The organism is Acinetobacter sp. 809848 (genome assembly GCF_000581275.1).
GTDB classification, from domain to species: Bacteria; Pseudomonadota; Gammaproteobacteria; order Pseudomonadales; family Moraxellaceae; genus Acinetobacter; species Acinetobacter pittii.
In genome coordinates this window covers 235,659-257,491 of record NZ_JEXG01000001.1, presented here as the reverse complement: position 1 = coordinate 257,491, position 21,833 = coordinate 235,659, and the positions used below count along the sequence as shown (strand labels likewise).

The following is a 21,833-nucleotide window of genomic DNA, read 5'->3' as shown; positions in this document are numbered from 1 at the left end:
TGTGAAATTCTGGCTGGAGATTAAGAGTGGAGTTAGATCGTTTTGATAAACAAATTCTAGAAATTTTGTCTCATGAAGACTTAAATTTGAATGAACTTTCAGAACGGATCAATCTGTCAGTCAGTTCTGTGCATCGCCGTATTAAGCACCTGATTGAAGCCAACATCATGGGGCAGCTCAAAAGGGAAATTAATTTTAGTAAGCTTGGTTTTACTTTACATATTTTATTGCAAGTTTCATTGAGTAAACATGATAGTGAAACATTTGATAAGTTTCTGTCTGAAATAGAAGCAATTCCAGAAGTAACCAATGCATTCTTGGTAACGGGTCAGAGTGCCGATTTTATTTTAGAGCTTGTAGCACGCAACATGGATGACTACAGTGAAATTTTATTAAGACGTATTGGAAAAATCGACAACGTAGTTGCTTTGCATTCTAGCTTTGTCATTAAAGAATATAATGTGTTCAATTGCTATAACTTGCTCAACAAGCTATAAAAAAACGCACCAAATGGTGCGTTTTCTTTGATTCAAATGTTTGATTTAAGCATCAAGTTGAGCCAAAACCTCATCCGAGAATTCAACGTTAGTATAAACGTTTTGTACATCGTCAAGATCTTCAAACATATCAATCATTTTAAGAATTTGTTTTGCTTGGTCAACATCTGTAATTTCAGCTTTTGTAGATGGGCTCATCACAACTTCTGCGTTATCAGATTTTAAACCAGCAGCAGTAAGAGCATCTTGTACTTCACCGAAAGTTTCTGGTGAAGTGATTACCAAAATTTCATCTTCTGAAACTTCAATATCTTCAGCACCAGCTTCTAAAGCAACTTCCATGATTTTATCTTCTAAAGAAACATCTTCAAAAGTAATCTCACCACGTTTAGTAAATAGATAAGATACAGAACCCGCAGTTCCTAAGTTACCATTTGTTTTACTAAAACAGTGACGTACGTCTGGTACTGTACGGTTTAAGTTATCTGTCATTGTTTCAACAAGAACAGCAACCCCGCCAACACCATAACCTTCATAAGTTACTTCTTTTAAATCATCATTATCTTCACCACCAGCACCACGTTGGATAGCACGGTTAATGGTGTCACGTGTCATATTAACTGAGAGAGCTTTTTCAACTACTGCACGCAGACGAGGGTTGCTAGCAGGATCTCCACCACCAAGTTTGGCAGCAGTCACAATTTCACGAATATATTTAGTAAAAACTTTACCGCGACTTGCATCTTGTTTAGCTTTACGATGCTTAATATTGGCCCATTTAGAATGACCCGCCATGGACGTGAACTCCAAAAAAAGAAAATGCAAAAGTGCTGGAATATTAGCATAGGCTTGGTTTTGTTGAAAACTGTTGCCCTGCGTTTTGTTAGCCAATTGAATAAGAACAATAAGCTTAAGATCTAATGATTGAGATTAGGTCAAATCAAGTCCAATTTGATTTAGTTAATTTTTACATCTATACCAAATTGAGCGTACAGCTCTTTAATGGTTTCCAAGTCTTTTTGTAAATCAGTCGGGTAAATTTTACCTAAAATCCCACCTTGTTTACTTCGAGCATTGGCATACATTAAAACAATAGGAACATTGGCTGCTTTTGCAATATGCCAAAAACCTGTACGGATAGGTTTACGTTCAGAGCCATCTTTAGCACGTGTAGCTTCTGGAGCAATCACTAAGTTAAAAGTTTCATGGGTTTGAAATTGTTCAACCATTTGCGAAACGATATCTTTACTTGCTTTTCGGTCAACTGGAATACCACCCAATTTTTCTAAAATTGGCTTGAGTGGGCCTTTGAAAAGTTCTTTCTTTATTAAAGTATGAATTTTGATGTCTAACATTTGGAAGAGGGCAATCGAGAGCACTGCATCTAGATTTGAGGTATGTTCAAAGCCAATAATAACTTGTTTTTTCTCAAGAATTTGTGGGTCTACATTGTAGGTCCAACCAACGGCTTTAAAGATAGAGTTACCTAGAAATTTTTTCATACATCAGTGCAAATTGATAAATTTTCAGGATTCTAATATGAGTTTGTAAAAAAGCCTAGAAAAATTATGAAAGCTAAAGTAGAGCACAAAAGTTAAGGATTATCTAAGTTCTAAAATACTTTAAAAGTTCTTTTTTTATTTTTCTCAAACTTCGTCTGAAAGTAATAAACCTAGATAATTTTAAAATTAAGATACTGGCTGTGGTATCTCTTCATTAATTAAATATTCAATATATTTCCAAATTTTTTCAGGGTTAATAAGGTTTTTATCTGTCGTTCCATCAATAATCATCCCATCAATAATAGAAATAATGATATGAACAAGGGGAGTTGGGTTTTCTATACCTAACTGAGTAAGTTTTTCATGTAACAGATTAGTCAACCATTTTGTATATTCATAAAATGGTTCACGAATTGAAGTATATTGTTTAGATACTTCAATAAATGCCTTTTTAAATAAACAGCCATTAAATGTTTCGCTATTGATCCATTCAATATACCAATTAAAAATAATATGGATTTGCTCAAGAGGACTAGCATCTTGATGTAAACTTAATTGTTCATTGATTGAGTTTTGGATATTTATATTTCGATGTTGCAAGCATTCCATAATTAAATTTTCCTTTGACGGAAAATATTTATAAAAAGTCATTTTTGCAACATTTGATTCAGCAATAATACGGTCAACACCAGTAGCATTGTACCCAATCTGATTAAATAAATTTAAAGCAGTATTTATAATATCTTCTTTTTTTGACATTACTATTCCATATAGTTAAAACTAATTATAACTTAATCTAAAATATTAAATTTTTAATACAAATTATGATAATAAAAAACTGATTTTGATTCAAGTTGAGATTGTGATAATGATTATCATTAATTGGAGTTTTTTTAAATTTTTTATTTGATTTCGTACGATTTTAATTCTAATATTAATCAATGAAGGAACATATTTAAATATTAATTTAAGTCATTGTTTTTATAATAAAATATGTAAAAATCGATCATGCTTCAATAAGTTTAATGAGAGCGGATATGCCTAAGAAATTTGAGAATTTTAATAATCCTAGAAAGAAAGCGCTTACAGGGATGAAACAAAGCATTTCAGCTGAACTATGGGAAAAAAATTTAAACTTTTTAACACGATTAAGAGCAAAGATTGCAAAACATCCTGTATCCCATCATCCTGCAATCGATACTTTAAATAATGGCGAAATTAATAAAGAAGATTTAAAAAAAATTCATTTAGAGTATCGTCATGCAATTGTGCAAACTTTTACTGATGCATTGCTCATGGCCCAATTTCAAACTAAACAATTAGAGCCGAGATTGCATGCCGGTGCAAAAATGTTCCCGCGTTTTCTTTTGAGTTTAAATATTTTTGATGAGTTTGGATTTCGGCCCGGGTTGGATAAAGACGGCTACTATCAGGGAAATCCTGAATATGCTCATTATCCCTTATTTGAAGATATATTGAATGATTTCGGTATTACAGAACAAGATCGTCTAACTTATCATCCGACTGAAATTGCAGATCAGGTTAGAGTATTTTTAGAAAATGCTTATGATGACTATAAAGCTGTTTCAGCCTTATTAGCAGTCGCAGAAGAAGAAGTCATTCTGTATAGTCCACCTTTACGTAGAGCAACTAAGGCAGTTGGTCTAGATGTGGAGGGTGGTGGTTATTATCATGTACATGGTATCTCTGAAGATGAAAGTGCCGAAGCAGCAGATGATGATCATGAAGAAGATTTATGGTATGTCTTGATGCAAGCTTGTACAGAAGAAGACTATAACTATATTGAAAAATTGTGCTTAGAGTATTGTGATTTATGGGAAAAGTTCTGGGATACACAATTAGATAATTCTGAGCCAATGCGAAAGCAAATCTTAGCTTAATAGATGAAAGATGGATATTTAGTACGGAACGTAAGTGTATTTTAAAACATCTAAAATTTAGGGATAAAATAAATTTAAATTTTGAGTATTTTTTATAAGAGTAAAGCATATTTTATTTGGATATATATTAAAAAACCCCATAAACTTTTTGTTTATGAGGTTCGGTATTTGGTGGGCCCACACAGACTTGAACTGTGGACCAACGGATTATGAGTCCGCTGCTCTAACCAACTGAGCTATAGGCCCTATAAGTCAGAAAAGCTTTTAATCTCAATGCTTTTCAGTGCGTGCAATACTAATCAATTTTTTAATTAAACACAAGTCATTTTCTGAAGTAGACGCAAACTAAACCCAAAAATATTGTGTCTTATTGGTTAATATTTCAAGCGATAGTGATTCTAGCTTATGTGTACTTCAAGAGTAAAGTGGGAGAAGTTATTTATCGATCAATTAGAATTTATTCCAACAATCTATTGTGACGATGACTTAATTGTATTTGTAGTTTGAGACATTAATTTATATAAAATAAATTTTGTTTAAAATATAAGCAGGAATTGTAGATGTGCTGTTTGTGTGTTGTGAAAATATAGAATTAGAAAAAGCTTATTTAAGATAAATATAAATGGTGATTAAAAATATTATATATTTTTATATTGTAATTAAGCTTTAGATATATGGTGGATTGCCTTTTTAATTATATATTTCGAAAAATAATAGTTACAATAATTCTATTAATAGAGTTCTAGCCTATATGTAGTAAAAAATATAGACTATTAGGGCCAAATTACTTAAGAAAATAGTATTATTAATTTTTAGATTAGCTTGAAATTTAAACTTAACTTAAAAAAGTAAACATTAAGATATAAAGTTAGCAACTTTAATAATGAAACATAAAACTAACGAATAAATGGATTAATTTTTTTTGATGCAAATAAATTTAATTAAAATATAATACTTTTTCTTAAGGTGTTGGTTGTGTTTTTCTAAAAAAGCTGTTAAGGGTGATAATAGAAATTTTTATCATTAAAATACCTTTCCGTCTCTAAAGTATTTTCTATATGAAACCTAAATTGTGATTGTCTTCACAACAATACAAATGTTTGTATCTTATAAACTTTATTCTTGACTAAAACACTTGGTTTTAATAAAGTATAAGTGTATTTTTTACAAAACAAAATATTATTGCTTAATCCTGAAATACAACAAGAGGCCTACTTTCTAAGTAGGCTTTTTGTTTTTAGTAGTATTTAGACATATGGTACAGAGTAATGAGTTTAAGCTTTAAATAAACTAGATTTAACAAGAATCAAAATTATAAAAGTCCTTAGACTTTCAGAACTAACCTATAAAGTTTTATAAATTTTCTTGAATAATTTTAATTAACTCTCTAGCTGCTTTAGGTAAAGGGCGGTCTTGGAGCCAAATTAAATAAATAGATAGAGGTAAATGATTTTTTGTATTTTTAAAATCTAAAAGGACTAAGTGACCTTGATCAATTTTATCTTGTACTAGTGATAACGGAAAATTTCCCCAACCAAGTCCAGCTTCAACCATATTAATTGCTGTTTGTAGACTATTGGTTTTCCAGTACATTGCACCAATAATTGAACGGGGATCTTTCATTTCATGTTCACTACTCGCCACAACAATTTGTCTAATATTGATTAATTCTTCAATAGAAAACTGCTTTGTTCTATCTTGTAGAAGAGCGTGGCTAGAAGAAATTGTAGCCGCCACTGTTTCAGTCATTACCAATTGTAGATTCTCGCGCATTTTTATATTGAGGTCTGAACCCGCTAAGCAAAGACTGATTTGCTCCGTATAAAGTAAATTAACAATGTCGTCTTGGGGGGCAGTAATAACTTCTATGTTCAGTAAAGGGAATTTATCGGCTAATTTCTTTATACAAGAAAACAATAATTTTGTATTTACATCAGAAACAACGCCAATACGCAATTTACTTTCAAGTCCTAAGGAAAGTTCATGTGCATGATTGCTAAATAGCCTAAGTTGTTCAGAAATAATTCGTGCTTGAGGTTCCAAGGCTAATGCTGTAGCGGTAGGAATGACCTTTCGAGGTGTCCTTTCAAATAATATATAACCCAATTCTGCTTCTAAATTAGCAACGGCCATACTTACTGCTGATGGGACTCGATTTAGTTTACGAGCGGCCGCAGAGAAAGAACCTGTATCGAGTACAGTTATGAAAAGCTCAATATTTTCACTGTTAAAATTCATTTTGATATCAGCTGAACTGAAAGCTATTAACTTTATATATGATTTTGACTGAAATTAAAATATAAGGAATTAAGCAGAGTTTGTTGATTATGCAGGGTATAAAGCGTCGAATTGTATATGTTTCTTCCTATGAGATAATCGGAATGATTATTTCATCAGTAGGGTTGGCGATTTTGGCAGGTGATAGTGTTGAACATACGGGACCACTATCTGTCATGATTACGACCATCGCTGTAACTTGGAATTTTATCTACAATATTTTATATGAGAAATGGGAAGCTAAACAAACCAATAACGTCCGTACAGTTAAGCGTAGAGTGGGGCATGCTATTGGTTTCCAGCTTACTTTGGTTCTGTTTTTAATTCCTCTTATTTCATGGTGGATGGATATTTCACTGATTGCTGCTTTTTGGTTAGATGTGGCCTTTATTATCATTATTCCTATCTATACTTTTATATTTAATTGGAGTTTTGATAAGTTATTTGGATTGCCTATTTCGGCACAGGCTAAAGCGCTATCAGAATAACCGTAAAATTATTTTATAAGCTATCAAGGTGATCGACGTTGATAGCTTATCTAGTTTCATTATTTGATTTGATCAATGACTAACTGTTTTGAAAATTTTAATTGAGCTTTCTTGGCGAAAATATAATAAATCAAAGCAGTAGAGATAAGACCTACGAGCCATGATAAATCGATTCCTCCTAACATTGCCGCAATTTGACCCGTATAGAATTTACTATCAATAAATGGTAGTTGAATCAAAATACCTAGAAAGTAGCAGGTAATTCCAATCCGATTCCAACGGCCATACTTGCCATTTGGATCATAGAGTGCATCTACATCACATTCTTCTTTAGAGATAAAGTAGTAATCAACAAGATTAATAGCACTCCACGGAATAAAAAAGGTAAGCAAAAACAAAATAAATGCTTTAAAGGCGCTTAAAAAAGTATGTTCACCTATAATTGCAATAAAGGTTGAGACTACAACCATAGCAAGAACAATGAGTAATCTTGTTATTTTTGAGATTTGATTTGTCGATTTGAGACTATTCCAAATCGTAGCAATACACATAAAACTGCCATAGGCATTTAAGGTCGTTAGAGTAACTTTCCCAAAAGCGATACTAAAATATAGAAAGGTTACGACAAGGGCAATTGGGTTCATACCCACAACATATTGAACTTCATTTCCGACAAAATTGCCGTTTGCAACCTGAGCGATTAAAACGCCTAAGCTCATAGAAATTTGTGAGCCAATTAAAGAACCTAAGCCGACAGCCCAAAAAACACGAGATGAAGATGTTTTAGTTGGAAGATATCGAGAATAATCTGCAACATAGGGGCCAAAAGAGATTTGCCAAGAAGCAGAAAGGGAAACTGCTAACAAGAATGAAGACCAGCTGAAATGACGTACTGCTAGGAGTTCAGAAAAATCAGAAAGTGCGAAGATCTGAGTCAAAATAATCACAAAAGCAATCAAACCAATAATACTGGCTACTTTGCCTACCAAATGGATTAAACGGTATCCAATCGTTGCGAATAAAATGATTAAACTTGCATAAATTAAGATACCAGTTGTATTGCTGACATGTGCCAAATGTGCAATTGCTTTACCCGCTAATACCTCTCCAGTTGCGGTAAAACCAATATACATAAGGCAAACGAGTATGATTGGAATACAAGCGCCATAAACCCCAAATTGCACACGGCTTGAAATCATTTGAGGGAGACCAAGTTTAGGACCTTGGGCAGCATGCAGTGCCATGACGGCAGCACCAAAACATTGTCCTACTAATAAGCCGATAATAGACCAAAAAACATCTCCGCCTAACACAACGGCTAGCGCGCCTGTCACAATGGCTGTGATTTGTAAGTTGGCACCGAACCATAGGGTGAATTGAGCAAATACTCCGCCATGTCTTTCATTTTCAGGAATAAAATCAATACTTCGGTTTTCTATAAAACTACTATTAGGTTTCCCAGCCGATGAGTCCATTTCACTCTCCTTATCCTTTAAGAGCCATCCTATTCTTATTCATTCATATTTGTATAAGCAAATATAAACATGTATATACAAGTAATTTTAAGAAGAATCAAATATTTTTGAAGTATTAGACGTTAAAATTGAGTTAAATAATTCATAGATAAGTAGAAAAAGTATTTGACTGATTTTATTTTTTAAAAGTTAAATGATAAAAAAATAATATATGAAAAAGCCCTCTGCAGAGGGCTCTATTTTATGCGTTTGCGTCTAAAACAAGTTGGAAATAAGTGGGAAGTTCAGAAAATTGTACCAGTTGGGTCTTATCTTCTTGCTTAAAATAATACTGATAATTTGGAGTGTCTAAATGGTTATCTAGATATTGGGTTGCATCTGTAAACTGTGCTTTTGCAATCGGCTTATCTTTTTTGCATTTAATAATAACAGGATTTACGGAGTTTAATTTTACAGGAACGCCATTTTCAAATTTAGCAGTTTCAATCAATAAGGAAATTTTGAAATCTCCGAAGGTTACACAGAAGTGACCTCCATTTTCAGTCTTAATTTCTCGGTCAGAGAAAAGATCTTTAAATAAATTCTTTAGGGATTCTCTGTGTTTATCTAAAGCAACTTGAAATTCATGATCACGTTGCTCGATCTTTTCTTGCTCTTCTTGTAGCAATTTGGCTTGCTTTTCAATTGTTGTAAAATCCAGCTTCATTTTAATATCTCCTTTGGTTGTTTTAAAACTATATATGGCAATCTTTTATTAAGTTTTAAAGAAACATACAGTATTTGTTACAACGGAATAATTAAGATGAGCTTTTGTATAAACCATCACAATTGTAAAAAAATATTTTGAAAATATAAGAATTTAAAGAAATAATTTATATAATTGAAATGCTGCTACATATTAAGGATAGATTTTTAATGTAGCAGCATATTTCTTATTTTGTACAATGTTCTGCCATAAGTGGAGTGCTTTTAATTTTAAAAAAACCTCCGCTACTCATTACACCAAGCATCACTAAAACTGTTCCTACTAACTGCCAGATATTGAGGGCTTGTCCAGTAAGTAGAGCAATTATCATACTGAACACTGGCACAAAGTTAAAAAAGACAGAAGCACGACCAGCACCTAACTTTTGTATACCATTAAACCAGAATAAATAAGCAATCATGGTAGAGCAGATAACAACATATCCCATGGCTAAGTGCGCATTTATAGGGGCAGATGTAATCGCTGTAAGAGGATCTTCAAATATCACACTCAACAAACCAAGTGTTATTGCCCCGAACAGCATAGAAAAAGTTGTTGTTTCTAAGGGAGTAGCATTTTTTACATAACGGCGAGACAGTACATTTGCAAGACAAAATCCAAATGCGCCCAATAATATAAATAGATCTCCAATGTCTATTTTGAGGTGCAGCAAAGTCGTTATATGTCCCTGACTAATCACCAGTAACACACCACTTAAGCCAAATAAAACGCCTAAGAATTTATTAGTGGTAAGTTTTTCACCATCTAAAAGGATTGTCATTAATAGAGTCATTAATGGCGTGGTTGCCATAATTAAAGCACCGTTAACAGCTGATGTGGTTTGAAGTCCATAAAAACAGCCGATGTTGAATCCCGCAATTCCGATAATACCAATAATCAGATAGATAGCTAGATTCTGTCTTAAGGCTGTCCATCTAAGCTGGCCTGTTATTGAAAAGATTAAGAGTAAGCCTAGACTTGCAATAAAAAAACGTTCAGACGCAGCAGATAACGGGGGCATATGTTGAATAATATAAGACATTGCATTAAATGCTGATCCCCAAAAAAACATCGTTAAGACAACACCAGCATAGGCATAAGCCACCGTTCTGTTCATGGACAGGCTCCCATTAAGAAAGGTTTTATTCTCGACAAATCTATAAAGGTGTACAATTCCATATTAATACACTTCTAATGTGAAAATTTGCACAATGATTGATTGGGAAAATTTGCATTACTTTTCAGTTTTTACCGAAGAAAAGTCACTTTCTGCTGCTGCCAGAAAATTGGGAGTAGATCATGCAACTGTATCTAGAAGAATTGCCCAGCTAGAACAAAATTTAAAACTTAAATTAGTTGATCGTAGGCCACGGACATACATTTTAACTCCTGACGGAGAACGTCTTGCACAAGTAGTTGCTCGTATGATGGAAGAAACTTTTTCTATTGAACGTTTAACACAAGCAGGTCAGCAAGAAGTAATGGGAAGTGTTTCTATTAGTATGCCTCCCTTAACTGCTGCACATCTCATCATGCCCCATTTGGGTAAATTTTATCGCCATTATCCGCAATTAAAATTACGGGTGCTCGGTGATGTTCATTATGTTTCTTTACAGCATAGTGAGGCTGATATTGCGGTACGATTTGGACGTCCCAAAGATGAAAATTTAGTTGCTCGCAAAGTAGGTGAAATACCTTTTGGAATATATGCAGGTCCAAATTATTTAGCTTCAACAGATCCTGAAAATTATGATTGGATTAGTGTAGAAGTGGGTGGAGTACATGGTCAAAAACAGCAAAAGTTAAAAGAAAGGTTAAATCATAAAGAACCTATAATGGTTACTAATAATCCCGAGTTACAGTGGAGAGCTGCATGTGGAGAAATTGGTTTAGCGGTCTTACCAGATTTTTTAGGAGCTCTCAGTAATTTGGTCAGATTACAAGATGATTATCCGATGAGTGCTGAAATATGGTTAGTCACACACGAAGATTTAAGGCATAGCCCTGCAATACGTGCAGTAATGGATTTTCTTATGTCTTGTTTTGAAGCTTTTAAGGTCTAATGTGCTTAATGCTATCCATTTATATAAAAGCTACTGGAGTCCGCAGCTTTTATATTTGAATGAATTTTAAGCCAGACTGACTTCTATTCCTCTACGTAAATTAGATTGGTCCTGATCGGAGTTTAAATCAATTTTGGCATACGATTTGGCAAGTATGCGTCGAGCAGCAAAATTAATTGGTTTTTCTATCAACTTAGGTAATTTGATACCTAAGGGGTTGCTTTCGGTTTGAGATACCTCGGTTTTAACCCTAGTTCCCATAATATAGTCAAACCATGGTTTGGTAACGCACCAATTAGCATTTTGATTGCTTGTCATATGATGATCATAGTGCCAAGGGATGCGTTTCTTAGCATATTCAGGGTCTAAATGGGCTTTTGAATGTACACGCCAATAATTCCATAAGCCATAATAAAGCCCAGCTGTAAAAAAGGGCGCTACTGGTAAGAATACTGTTGCAGCACCAGCTAAACTAATTAATGCTGTTTTTTCATTATAAATTTCTGCATTTTTGAACATTGATTCTGCATAACCTTCATCATGAAAATTATTTAAGCGAGCACGTTTATGATGAGCAATATGAGTAAAAAAAGGGCTGTTACGATACTTGGTTGGATATTCGTGTAACCAAACTTTATGGAAGTACCATTCAAGGCCATTTGCAACAAAAATACCGACAGGAAACCCGAGCATACTAATTACTTCTCATGAATCATAATTTAAATGCATTGTAAAATAAGAAAGTTTTATCGCTTTGACTTTATAGGCAGTCCAAGAACTGCCTATAAAATCAATTTTATTGCTTTTGTTTGCGTTCGCGATATGCGCTTGGAGTTTCACCAGTCCAACGTTTAAAAGCTCGTGTAAATGCAGAGGGTTCAGAAAAGCCAGTTAAATAAACAATTTGATCAAGGGTTTCTTTGGTGTTTGCAAGTAAACGTCTTGCAAGCTTCTCTCGATGCTGGTTTAAAATTTTCTCGTAATTAGTATTAATTGCTTGTAAATCAGCTCGAAGGGTACGTGGGTTACGATTTAATTGTTCAGCAATAAATTTTTGATCGAATTGACCAGATTCAAGTAAACCATTGCTGAGCAAGCGCTCAATCGCATAAACAAGTTGATGCTTTTCTAAGTTTGATAGTTGCTGTTCAGCAATTGTTTCATGAATTTTTAATAATTCAGGTTCAGCCGCTGGTGATGCTTTATTCAATAATGTACTAGGAAAAATTATAGCGCCTTGTTTTTGGTTTAAAATTACCGGACATTTCCAAGCTTCTTGATAATTATTAGCTGAAGCACCTTGTTGATAAGGTAATGTAATTTGGCTAGGCCTAAACTCGTTATTTGTAATATATTTAAAAAAATTAAGAAAAATACCGATACCACATTCAAGATAATGTCTTACAGGGTGTTCAAAACCTACTAATAACGCGATATCTTTTTCAACAATTAAAGAAAGATTAAATACATCGGTTAACAGGTCCTGATATCTTAAAGCACGTTGTAAACCTTCACCGAAAGTAGAACTACTTAAAAATAAATATTCAATAACTAAACCTCTGAAAGCAGGCATTTGACTACCTACATGCAAACCAATATCAGGATCTTCACTTATTTCTTCTGCCGCTGTCCAAAATCGCTGTTGAGTAGAATTGTCTCTACGAATATTTTTATCGGGCGGTTGATTGGGTAAATTTACACTTGCAAAAATAGATGCTGCATCTAATCCCATTTGCTGCATAGTTTGATAAGTCATCCATAAAAAAATTCCAGCATCGGAAGAATTTTTTGACATGTTTTTTATAAATATCCAGAAAGTCGTACAATGCATTCAATCATGAATTTATTGTTAATACGATATTCTTACCTATAAATTTCATTGATCAGAAAAAAAGCCTGCATCTTCACGTGCCTGTTTTAAAGCTAAAATAAAAGATATTAGTAAAAGTAGCCCTATGAGGAAAAGAAAAAGATCAATTTTACTGATCGCGTAACCTATACTTGTAGCTCCTAGACTTAGTAAAACAATACATAATATTTTCCAAAAAATGAGCATGTTACGTTCTGATAAAAGCCTAAGAATATTGTTTGTAATTGAAGGGGATTTCTAAATTTATTTATGTTTTTTTTATTATAGATTATGTAATTCTTTATAATTTTATAAAATTGGTTTTTTATTAAGCTTTTGAAAAATAAATAAATTATTTTTAGGCTATATAAATCAATTTCTTTCATTATTTCTTAAAATTAAGTTTTTATTAATTAATAGAATGATAATTCTTTAGAAACACTATAAAATAGGAATGTAAAAAATAAATTTAATTTTTTAATTAATATAAAACAATAGTTTACTGTGGTTATTTAAATTTTTGTTAAAAAAAAGACTTGATTTTTAAGCTAAATTTTGGAATTATAGTTATGCAAATTGTGATCTATTTCCCACAATTTGTATTTCAGGTTAAGTGGTTATCACTAATGCTCATTTGCTATTTTTGCTTATGAGCATTTTTTTATGTGACTTTTTAATATAACTACAAAATTTTTGAATCGTTAAATTTTAAGATTATTTAGCTGAGCTAAGCTTAATTATTTTTAATAAATTTTTAGAGATAAGTTAATCATATTGAATAGTTACAGTTGCTGTTGCCGTAACCTCACCCGCGCTTACATTAGCCGCTGTTTGATAGTAACGAGCAGTTAAGGGGATATCGTACTCTATAGTCTGATTAGAGCTGACTGTGCCTATATTTTGTTTTATTGTTTTTTGAATTGGGGTAGTGGCACCATTCATATTCCATAATAGTTCTACACCCACACCATTGGCTTTGGTTGAGTTTGCTGCACTATTATTAATGACCTGATTATTTTTGGGATCAGAATTATAGTCAAAACTTAAGCTGATGGTGTTACTTGTTGCTATACCCGAGTTGTTTTCGCCGCCGTTACATGAAATCGATAGATTAAAGCTCTGCTCGCCTTGTGTTGAACCAATCGCTTTAAAACCTGACTTTGTAACAGTCGGGAGTTGAATAGGTATATCTACACCATTTTGAATTTCACATGATGAAGACGCGATCAAAATAGGAGCATTACTTAATACTGTAGTAGTTAAAAATGGTCGGTTTTGTTGACCTGATACATAATAGGTGCTGTAACGTCCTGCTACTAATGCTCCTGAACCTGTGGTCATGGATGTTTTAATAACTTCCATAACAAAATATCCCGGTGAAAGGGTATATGCAGTATTTGGGGTTAAAGTACGTCTATATGGGTAATACCCAGAAAAATCTGAAGCATCTGCTGCTTCACGATAAAGACGAATACCAATACCGGGAATATTGGTTGCATATACATTATTACCTATTGGGCTAACTGGATAATTTAAGGGGAGAGCCGCAATAATTTGATCACTAGCACGACTACATGTTGCAGTGGAATTATTGGGAGAAATCGTAAAAGTATTCCTTTGTAAGATAGTCCCTATAGGGTCAGTCGGTTTTACGACGATTTTACCAATGTTCATCGGGATATCGACGGTGGTAAATCCCTTACTTAAATTACAATTTGCATTTGTATGGCTATAAGCAAATAGACTCGCTGCCAAAAATCCAATTTTTTTTAAAATCTTATTCATTTACAGACTGCCTTTGTCATAATAATTGATTGATTGTTATGCTTTATTTGATCCGTGATATCGTATTCAAGTTCGCATTTTTCAGTATTCCTTTCTCCCCATCTCACATATAAAAGGTCATGGGTTAAGGGGGTTCGTAAATAAATACGGCTGCCTTGCGCAACAATACCTATTACTTCGTTATTCTGGTTATATACCTGTGCGGCAAAAGGTAAATGTGAGCCATCTAAAGTGGTCGGTCTGATAAAAAGTGCGTAACCTTTTTTTGTTGTGAATTGAACTTTAGTGATTGAGCCTGCATAGGGAGCAATACGTAAGCTACTTTCAGCTAGCTCAACCTGTGTAGACATGTTTTGTGGGTCAAGGCTAATGTCATTCATATGGTAAGGCGTAACATATGGGATAACCGCATATCCCTTTTTGTTTATGCTGAGGCCTGGTGTATTACCGACTTGTGCTCCTGTTGCATCTGGTGCATAAACTAAAACCATTGTTTGAGCTTGATCTGGACCAAACAGAATTCCTTGGGAGTGAGTAACGATATTGCCACTCAAGTTAAGCATTTCTTGTTGATATGAGTCAGCGTAACTAAAAGAAGCACCTAATGTTGTGTAGTTTGTCTTATAGTTGCCATTGATATTGAGATTCGTTTGCCCATGGTTTTGACTGGAAATTGATGCGCCGTAATTCAACCGGTTTCCTGTAAAACCGCTAAAACTCAGAATTTGGCTATCTTCACTTATAAGACTATTAAAATTTAAAGAGCTTTTCTTAAAATCTAAGGGAAAGGATAGAGAAATGAGATATTGAGTATCTTGGTTAGCTCGCCCGCTAGCTTCAATAGTTTCACTATTAATTGCAGAGAAACTATAAGTTAAATCTTTAAATTGGTTGCTATAACCTAATTGGAATTGCTTATTAGTAGTAGACTGGTTCCAATAGTTTGTCCACGAACCTACTAAATAGAAATTTCCCCATTGGTTTGGAAGAGCTTGATTTAAATTAAGCTGGAATTCACTTTTTTGCTTACCTACCGAAAAACTATCAATGTTTTGCTCTTGTAAGTCCCGAATCAAAATTGCATCACGTAGTTTGAGATAGTTTTGTGTTGAATAACGATAAGTTGCTAGTGTTAAGTTAGTATGCGTTGGAGAAAATAACTTATTGTAACTTAGACGATAACTTTGCCCTGTCATTTTAGGTTGATAAGAAAAATTGGCATTTGAATGTGTTGCATCAAAAGAAATAGCACCAGCTGGCGTTGAAAAAGCTGTACCTAACAATACAGAGAAATACTGCTGCGTTCCTTGAATTGCGCTATAAGTTGTAAGGTAATTATTGATTCCGCGTTGATATTTACCCTGTATTAGCCATGGAGTTAACTTAATGTTTGGGTCTCGAAATTGTCCTAACGTGAATGAATATCGGCTTATTTGAGGACGTAACATTTCAATGACAGAAGCATATGGAATAGAATATTTTTGAACTATTCCATTAGATTCAAGTACCGAAACTTGTAATTCACCTCCAAATCCTGTGGGATAGAGATCATTAATTTCAAAGTTCCCAGGTGGAACAGTGGTCTGGTAAATTAAATTACCTTGTTGTCTAACTTCGACTTTTGCATTGGTTTTGGCATAACCTCGAACTCTTGGAGCATAACCGAGCATGCTATTTGGAAGCATTCGGTCATCACTTGAAATATTCATTCCACGATAGGGCAAAGAGTCAATAAAATCGCTATTAGTAAAATAATCTCCTAAAGTCACAACACCGTGAATATCGGGAAACGCCTTTTGTATATATGTATTTGTCGATGTATAAGAAGAATTATTAGATTGGCTTTGCCATTTCCATTGTCCATTATGGCGAAACTGCCACCTTGCTAAATTTGCTCCAAGATTGGTTCCCATAAAAGCATAACTATTTTGATGTTGTTCATTGACTATTCGATATGCTGTGGCGTTATAGCTTAAAAAAGCTGCATTAATACCGCGATCCCATAAATGTGGATCGATATAGCCTTGCGGATTTTTTTCTAAGACGACTTGCGGGATCGAAATATCAATTCTTAAACGGGAACTATCAAATACATAAAAAGCACTATCTATCCATGAAGCGAGAGCTTTACATGAAGGTGATGAATTAGAATCATGTTGACTTAGAACATCAGCTTTTACGCCATATTCAAGCAACGCGGCTTCTGTAAAACATGTTTCAGCATTTGTGTTAGGAGCTGAGGCAGTAAATCGCATACGCCGTTTACCCAGCCATTGACCATTAATATAAACATCTAAGCTATATTCACCAGGCAAGATCGGGTTTCCGTATTTGAAGCGAGCTATATCAATTTTTTGTGCATTACCTACTAAGAAATTGCTATCAAATTCAGCCTTTGTAAAATGTGGAGCATCAGTATTATTTTCAGCATATATAGCCACAGGCATGAATAGCGTAATACTTGAGACGACATACCAAGTAAAGGGGCTTTTTAAACATATATAAGGTATAAACCATTTAGACATAGTTCTAGAGCCTATTCATGATAGGTTTTAAATTTTCTTAAGAAATACAATGAGGTTAGAATTTTATTGGGTGTTCAACTCGTCCACCGTAATCATTGATATATACAAAGCTCATATCGGCTAAGTTTTTATTTTTTAGTTTAATTTTATCCTCTGAAAAAGGGGCAATCATTAACCCTTGTTGCAATAAGTCTGTTTTATGGCTTTCACTTCCTTGAAAAATGGAGGTGATAGTAAGAAAAAAAGGTGTCGGATTTTTTATCATTAGATATTGATCATTTATTTTCCACTCGACTTTGTCACTTAGTTGATCAATATTTTCTTTTAGATCTATAGGGCGATAAAAAAATTTAATTCGCGAACGAACGGCGAGTTGCAAAAAATTGTTAGAGGTTGTTGTGGTTTGACCTTGTTGAGTTCTTCCTTCAGGTTTAGGAGGGATATCTAAAACATTAAGCCAAAAAATAGATTCTTGTTGTTGGCTTAGTTGAGATGTAGTAGGTAAAGCTGTAATTCTTAAGGTTTGCCCCTTAGTTGCTTCTACTCGTGAAATTGGTGGAGTAATAATGAAAGGTACATTTGTTTCATCTGGTGTTGACTTTGCATTTCCATCATCGATCCATGCTTGAACAAGAGACGGGGCCGTGCCGTTATTACTTAGTTGTAATGTGATCTCACGTGCATTTGAAGGGTAAATGACACGAGTACCATGTAAAACAATTTCAGTATGGCCTGTAGTAGTGAGCACTACTTGCAGACACACTAATCCCCAAAAAAATTTACGACCACGAAAAAGCATCAGTCATATTCTCAATAACAAATAATAGGAAGGAGATAGCTTCTATTCATGAATAGAAGCTTCAATTTTAAGTTTATTGATAAATAATCGTATATTTTACTTGCGATGTTACCGTACCAGCAGTAGAAGCACCTGTAGCATAATATTCAGCATAATAGTTAAGATCAGCACTACCGCCTGCTGAAACATTTACCCATTGTGAATTCGTCTGAGTTTCATTTGTGCTTGTAGCAAGTAAAGGAATTACAGCGTTATTACTGCCAAGTAACTGAATATTTACATTTGTTGCTGCACCAGAAGTTGCTTGGTTTAATAAACGACCCGTATTAAAGTCAACGGTTGCGCCTGGTTCAAAATAAGTTGCGACTTTACCTGCAGCGGTACAGTTCGTTAGATTAATTTGAAAAGGTGTACGACCAGCTACATCACCAGCATTTTTTAAGGTTTGAGATGAAACAGTAGGCAAATTGATTGTTAAATTTTTATCTCCAGTATCAATAGTACAAGTATTATCCGTGACAAGACCATTAATAGTAATTGTGCCATCTGCTGCTTGTGCATTTGCTATATTTAAGAGAGAAACTGCCGCCACAAAAATAAATTTTTTCATAAAATCCCCAGAATAGCTTTTTAAAATAAAATCCATTACTTTTCAGTAAGTTTATTCTGATTAAGTAAGGCGAAGGAAATATATCACTTTTCAATCAAAAAACAAGGAAAACATTATATTTATATATATTTTGATCAATTGTTTTTATTAATAAAAATTAAATAAATTATTTTTTATCAGTTGGTAAAATAATTAGTTGGTTTTTATTTAAAATAGAATTTAAAAATTAGTAATATCTAAGTGATTGTATTGTATTGAATTAATGTAATTTTAAAATATTTAAGATAATAAATATCTAATATTTTTGATTAAGTTATTGTTTTTGAATGATAAAATTGTTTTGTGTATATCTTATAAATATATTTAATTTTTTAAGAATTTTTTAAGGTTCAATTCCTACTGTTTTAGTTGTAATTCAATAAAAGATAATCTGGAGTTCAGTTCCATGAATACTATGAAGTATAGCTATAAACCTAATTACTTTTTCTTTGCTCATAAATTAGTTTTATTTTTAAAGGATTATCTCATCAAGCATCCGACGGAGCAGCAAACAACGTTTAACTTGCAAACGATTTATGACATCTTTAGCCATGATCTTGCTTCAAGTACGACGAACCTTGAAGGTATCTTAAATATTGCAGATGAATATGTCTTTGAAACAGAAGATGGCTTACTTCCATTAATTAGTAAGCATTCAGTCAATCTCAAAAATCATGTGCTTTCTTTAGAATTTACACCTCAAGCCTTGGCAAGTCTATTGTCAGGTCATTCGTTAGTAAATCCTAAAGCAGCTTAGATTTTCTTTTAAGGTAGAGTGAACTCATATAAAATTCATAAAATTTATTTTTAAGAGTTATTTATGAGTAAAGACTTTAAGGCCTTAACTTATATTGTGGATGATAATGTAGCAGATACGGTGACTTGGCTTTTACATCATCAAGATGTTTTTGATTCTTTTAATTTTGATGTGTTGAGCCAAGAATTCACAGTAACGCATGCAGCAGGAAAAGATATTATTCGAGTTGGAACCTTTCTGAATGCTACTTACGGAATATTAGTAACTTCTATATAAATGAAAAAAGCCCTGAATGATCAGGGCTTTTAAATTTTTTAATTTGAGTTAAGCACTCATTGCATCTACTGATAAATCAGCAACTGTTGGCTTTGGTTTTTCAGCTGTTAAACCTAGTTTATTAAATAAAGCTTGGTCTTTACCTTCACCGGCATTTGGTGTGGTTAGTAGTTTATCACCAGAGAATAATGAGTTTGCACCAGCCATAAATGCTAAGGCTTGGTCTGAATCACTTAATGATTCGCGGCCCGCAGAGAGACGGATATAACTATGAGGCATGATAATACGCGCCACAGCAATAGTACGAATCCACTCAATTACATCAAGCTTTTCAACATCAGCTAAAGGTGTTCCTTCAATAGGAACAAGCATATTGATTGGCACAGATTCAGGATGAATTGGTAGGGTAGCTAGTTCATGTAATAAACCAATTCGGTCTTCACGACTTTCGCCTAAACCCACAATACCGCCACTACAAACTTTCATACCAGCTTGACGAACATAATCAAGCGTATTTAAACGGTCATCAAAAGTACGAGTACTAATGATGTGAGAATAATACTCACGAGATGTATCTAAATTGTGGTTGTAGTAATCTAAACCAGCAACTTTTAGGCGTTCTGCTTGAGATTGGTTAAGCATCCCTAAAGTCATACAGGTTTCCATACCTAATGCTTTAACTTCACGTACCATTTCTAAAACATAAGGCATATCGCGCTCATGTGGGTTACGCCAAGCAGCACCCATACAAAAACGTGAAGAACCTGAATCTTTTGCAGCTTTCGCTTCACTAATCACTTTTTCAACAGCAATACGTTTTTCTGCTTCTAGTTTTGATTCGTAATGTGCCGATTGTGAGCAGTATTTGCAATCTTCAGGACATTTACCCGTTTTAATAGATAAAAGGGTACTGACCTGAATTGAATTGGCAGTGAAGTGCTCACGATGTACTTGCTGAGCCTTGAAAACTAAATCCAAAAAAGGTTGTTCATATAAAGCTTGGATTTCTTCACGATTCCAATCATTACGTAGAGTCATTGTCATATCCATGATGATGGCATTAATTCACTATACATAATCATACAGAATTCGTATTAAAGCTATAGGGCAAAAAACATCATTTTTTTAATTTGATAGCTGAAGTTGATTAAGTTGCTGTTCAATTGCCCAATCAATATGCACATTGACGATTTCGTCATGTAAATTTTTGCCATTTTGTAGTTGATCTACAATTTCTTTTGAATAAGGAGCATTTCCTAATCCGATTGCAATATTACGTTTAAATGATTGATAACCTGTCCGGCGGATAGGGCTACCTTCCGTATTGGCTAAAAAAGTGGCTTCATCCCACTGCCAGATATCAAGCAGACTAATATTATCTAACCCATGTCTAGGATTAAAATCAGAAATAGATGCTGTTTTGGCAAAGCTATTCCAAGGACAAATTAACTGGCAGTCATCACAACCAAATATTCGATTTCCAATACCTGCACGTAATTCTTCAGCAATAATTCCTTTATATTCGATAGTTAAATAGGCAATACAACGTCTTGCATCTAACATATAAGGCTCGACAATTGCTTGCGTCGGGCAAATATCAATACAAGCGCTACAAGAACCACAATGTGCTGTTGCAGGCTCGTCGAAAGGTAGCTCGAGTGACGTAAATAGCTCACCTAATACGAAAAAAGAACCTGACTTTTTATGAATGAGCAAAGTATGTTTACCTGTCCAACCCATTCCAGCACTTTCAGCTAATGATTTTTCAAAAATAGGCGCCGAATCCGCAAAAGGGCGAGATTCAAAGTCACCAACTTTTTCACGTATTCTTGTTGCTAGCGTTTTCAATCTACCACGCATGACTTTATGGTAATCACGACCACGTGCATAACGGGCGATAATGGCGGAGTTAGGTTCCAAAGGTACATATCGAGGCTTTGGAGATTCCACAAGATAATTCATGCGGACACAAATAATACTTTTTGTGCCAGGCACTAATAGTGTTGGATCAGCTCGTTTTTCTAGATTTTCTTCTAAATAAGTCATATCTGCATGATAACCACGTTCAAGATACTCTAAAAAACGTGGCATTTGCTCTTGAGCATCTGGTTTTGCGATGACACAATCAGCAAAACCCAAGTCTAATGCTTGAGCTTTGATCCATGCTTTTAATTCATGTGGATCAATTTGTTGCACTGTAATGCGTGATGTGTCGGAAGATGTCATAAACCAAAATGCAAGAGGA

The 21,833-nt window shown here is 33.9% G+C and carries 22 protein-coding genes and 1 tRNA gene; 6 read left to right on the top strand and 17 right to left on the bottom strand.

Going from position 1 to position 21,833, the window contains the following annotated elements; translation table 11 throughout:
- The first annotated feature begins 26 nt into the window (after nt 1–26).
- Nucleotides 27–497, top strand: a complete 471-nt coding sequence (locus J536_RS06250; protein ID WP_002050132.1) for an Lrp/AsnC family transcriptional regulator — start codon at nt 27–29, stop codon at nt 495–497.
- Nucleotides 498–542: 45 nt separating this feature from the next.
- Here the strand turns inward: J536_RS06250 and J536_RS06245 are convergent, their stop codons facing one another.
- From J536_RS06245 to J536_RS06235, 3 genes are all read right to left on the bottom strand, one after another.
- Complete coding sequence (locus J536_RS06245) at nt 543–1,292, bottom strand: YebC/PmpR family DNA-binding transcriptional regulator (RefSeq protein ID WP_002114471.1); 750 nt, start codon at nt 1,290–1,292, stop codon at nt 543–545.
- A gap of 161 nt (nt 1,293–1,453) precedes the next feature.
- Complete coding sequence (locus J536_RS06240) at nt 1,454–1,999, bottom strand: 1-acyl-sn-glycerol-3-phosphate acyltransferase (protein WP_002114566.1); 546 nt, start codon at nt 1,997–1,999, stop codon at nt 1,454–1,456.
- A gap of 186 nt (nt 2,000–2,185) precedes the next feature.
- On the bottom strand, nt 2,186–2,758 hold the full coding sequence (locus J536_RS06235) for a TetR/AcrR family transcriptional regulator (protein ID WP_005076373.1): 573 nt from the start codon (nt 2,756–2,758) through the stop codon (nt 2,186–2,188).
- Nucleotides 2,759–3,036: 278 nt separating this feature from the next.
- On the opposite strand from J536_RS06235, the gene J536_RS06230 reads away from it, so the two are divergent.
- Entirely contained in the window at nt 3,037–3,900 is an 864-nt protein-coding gene (locus J536_RS06230) for an iron-containing redox enzyme family protein (RefSeq protein WP_032062404.1), read from the top strand.
- 169 nt (nt 3,901–4,069) lie between these two features.
- Here the strand turns inward: J536_RS06230 and J536_RS06225 are convergent.
- Together J536_RS06225 and J536_RS06220 are read right to left on the bottom strand one after the other, a co-directional pair.
- Nucleotides 4,070–4,146, bottom strand: a tRNA-Ile gene (locus J536_RS06225).
- Nucleotides 4,147–5,253: 1,107 nt separating this feature from the next.
- A complete protein-coding gene (locus J536_RS06220; RefSeq protein WP_032062402.1) occupies nt 5,254–6,138 on the bottom strand; it encodes a LysR family transcriptional regulator in 885 nt (294 codons plus the stop codon).
- Between the two features lie 89 nt (nt 6,139–6,227).
- Between J536_RS06220 and J536_RS06215 the strand changes: the two genes are divergently transcribed.
- Nucleotides 6,228–6,665: a PACE efflux transporter gene (locus J536_RS06215; protein WP_032062400.1), complete on the top strand. Its 438-nt coding sequence runs from the start codon at nt 6,228–6,230 to the stop codon at nt 6,663–6,665.
- A 59-nt stretch (nt 6,666–6,724) separates the two neighbouring features.
- Here the strand turns inward: J536_RS06215 and J536_RS06210 are convergent, their stop codons facing one another.
- The 3 genes from J536_RS06210 to J536_RS06200 form a co-directional block, all read right to left on the bottom strand.
- Nucleotides 6,725–8,140 (bottom strand): purine-cytosine permease family protein, encoded by a 1,416-nt coding sequence (locus J536_RS06210; RefSeq protein WP_032062399.1) that lies wholly within the window; start codon nt 8,138–8,140, stop codon nt 6,725–6,727.
- Nucleotides 8,141–8,381: 241 nt separating this feature from the next.
- Entirely contained in the window at nt 8,382–8,846 is a 465-nt protein-coding gene (locus J536_RS06205) for a hypothetical protein (RefSeq protein WP_014206549.1), read from the bottom strand.
- Nucleotides 8,847–9,072: 226 nt separating this feature from the next.
- Complete coding sequence (locus tag J536_RS06200) at nt 9,073–10,002, bottom strand: DMT family transporter (RefSeq protein ID WP_032062398.1); 930 nt, start codon at nt 10,000–10,002, stop codon at nt 9,073–9,075.
- A 94-nt stretch (nt 10,003–10,096) separates the two neighbouring features.
- Here J536_RS06200 and J536_RS06195 point away from each other — a divergent pair, with 94 nt between their 5' ends.
- Complete coding sequence (locus tag J536_RS06195) at nt 10,097–10,948, top strand: LysR family transcriptional regulator (RefSeq protein WP_032062397.1); 852 nt, start codon at nt 10,097–10,099, stop codon at nt 10,946–10,948.
- Between the two features lie 66 nt (nt 10,949–11,014).
- Here the strand turns inward: J536_RS06195 and J536_RS06190 are convergent, their stop codons facing one another.
- From J536_RS06190 to J536_RS06165, 7 genes are all read right to left on the bottom strand, one after another.
- Nucleotides 11,015–11,641 carry a sterol desaturase family protein gene (locus J536_RS06190; RefSeq protein WP_002115991.1) on the bottom strand — a complete coding sequence of 209 codons (627 nt, stop codon included), beginning with the start codon at nt 11,639–11,641 and terminating at the stop codon, nt 11,015–11,017.
- A 103-nt stretch (nt 11,642–11,744) separates the two neighbouring features.
- Nucleotides 11,745–12,743 carry an AraC family transcriptional regulator gene (locus tag J536_RS06185; protein WP_002115967.1) on the bottom strand — a complete coding sequence of 333 codons (999 nt, stop codon included), beginning with the start codon at nt 12,741–12,743 and terminating at the stop codon, nt 11,745–11,747.
- 81 nt (nt 12,744–12,824) lie between these two features.
- Nucleotides 12,825–13,004: a hypothetical protein gene (locus J536_RS25970; RefSeq protein ID WP_002115975.1), complete on the bottom strand. Its 180-nt coding sequence runs from the start codon at nt 13,002–13,004 to the stop codon at nt 12,825–12,827.
- 558 nt (nt 13,005–13,562) lie between these two features.
- Entirely contained in the window at nt 13,563–14,582 is a 1,020-nt protein-coding gene (locus J536_RS06180; protein WP_032062396.1) for a fimbrial protein, read from the bottom strand.
- Nucleotides 14,579–17,023, bottom strand: coding sequence for a fimbria/pilus outer membrane usher protein (locus J536_RS06175; protein WP_081404094.1), 2,445 nt, complete (start codon nt 17,021–17,023; stop codon nt 14,579–14,581). Before J536_RS06175 ends, J536_RS06180 begins: the two co-directional genes overlap by 4 nt.
- A gap of 139 nt (nt 17,024–17,162) precedes the next feature.
- Nucleotides 17,163–17,906 carry a molecular chaperone gene (locus tag J536_RS06170; protein ID WP_032062394.1) on the bottom strand — a complete coding sequence of 248 codons (744 nt, stop codon included), beginning with the start codon at nt 17,904–17,906 and terminating at the stop codon, nt 17,163–17,165.
- Nucleotides 17,907–17,979: 73 nt separating this feature from the next.
- Complete coding sequence (locus tag J536_RS06165; protein ID WP_002115990.1) at nt 17,980–18,552, bottom strand: fimbrial protein; 573 nt, start codon at nt 18,550–18,552, stop codon at nt 17,980–17,982.
- Between the two features lie 409 nt (nt 18,553–18,961).
- On the opposite strand from J536_RS06165, the gene J536_RS06160 reads away from it, so the two are divergent.
- Both J536_RS06160 and J536_RS06155 read left to right on the top strand, forming a co-directional pair.
- Nucleotides 18,962–19,312: a hypothetical protein gene (locus J536_RS06160; RefSeq protein WP_017386793.1), complete on the top strand. Its 351-nt coding sequence runs from the start codon at nt 18,962–18,964 to the stop codon at nt 19,310–19,312.
- Between the two features lie 63 nt (nt 19,313–19,375).
- Complete coding sequence (locus J536_RS06155; protein ID WP_032034803.1) at nt 19,376–19,588, top strand: hypothetical protein; 213 nt, start codon at nt 19,376–19,378, stop codon at nt 19,586–19,588.
- A 48-nt stretch (nt 19,589–19,636) separates the two neighbouring features.
- Here the strand turns inward: J536_RS06155 and bioB are convergent, their stop codons facing one another.
- On the bottom strand, nt 19,637–20,626 hold the full coding sequence (bioB, locus tag J536_RS06150) for a biotin synthase BioB (protein WP_005069622.1): 990 nt from the start codon (nt 20,624–20,626) through the stop codon (nt 19,637–19,639).
- Nucleotides 20,627–20,713: 87 nt separating this feature from the next.
- Nucleotides 20,714–21,814 carry a tRNA epoxyqueuosine(34) reductase QueG gene (gene queG / locus J536_RS06145; protein WP_032062391.1) on the bottom strand — a complete coding sequence of 367 codons (1,101 nt, stop codon included), beginning with the start codon at nt 21,812–21,814 and terminating at the stop codon, nt 20,714–20,716.
- Nucleotides 21,815–21,833: the final 19 nt, after the last annotated feature.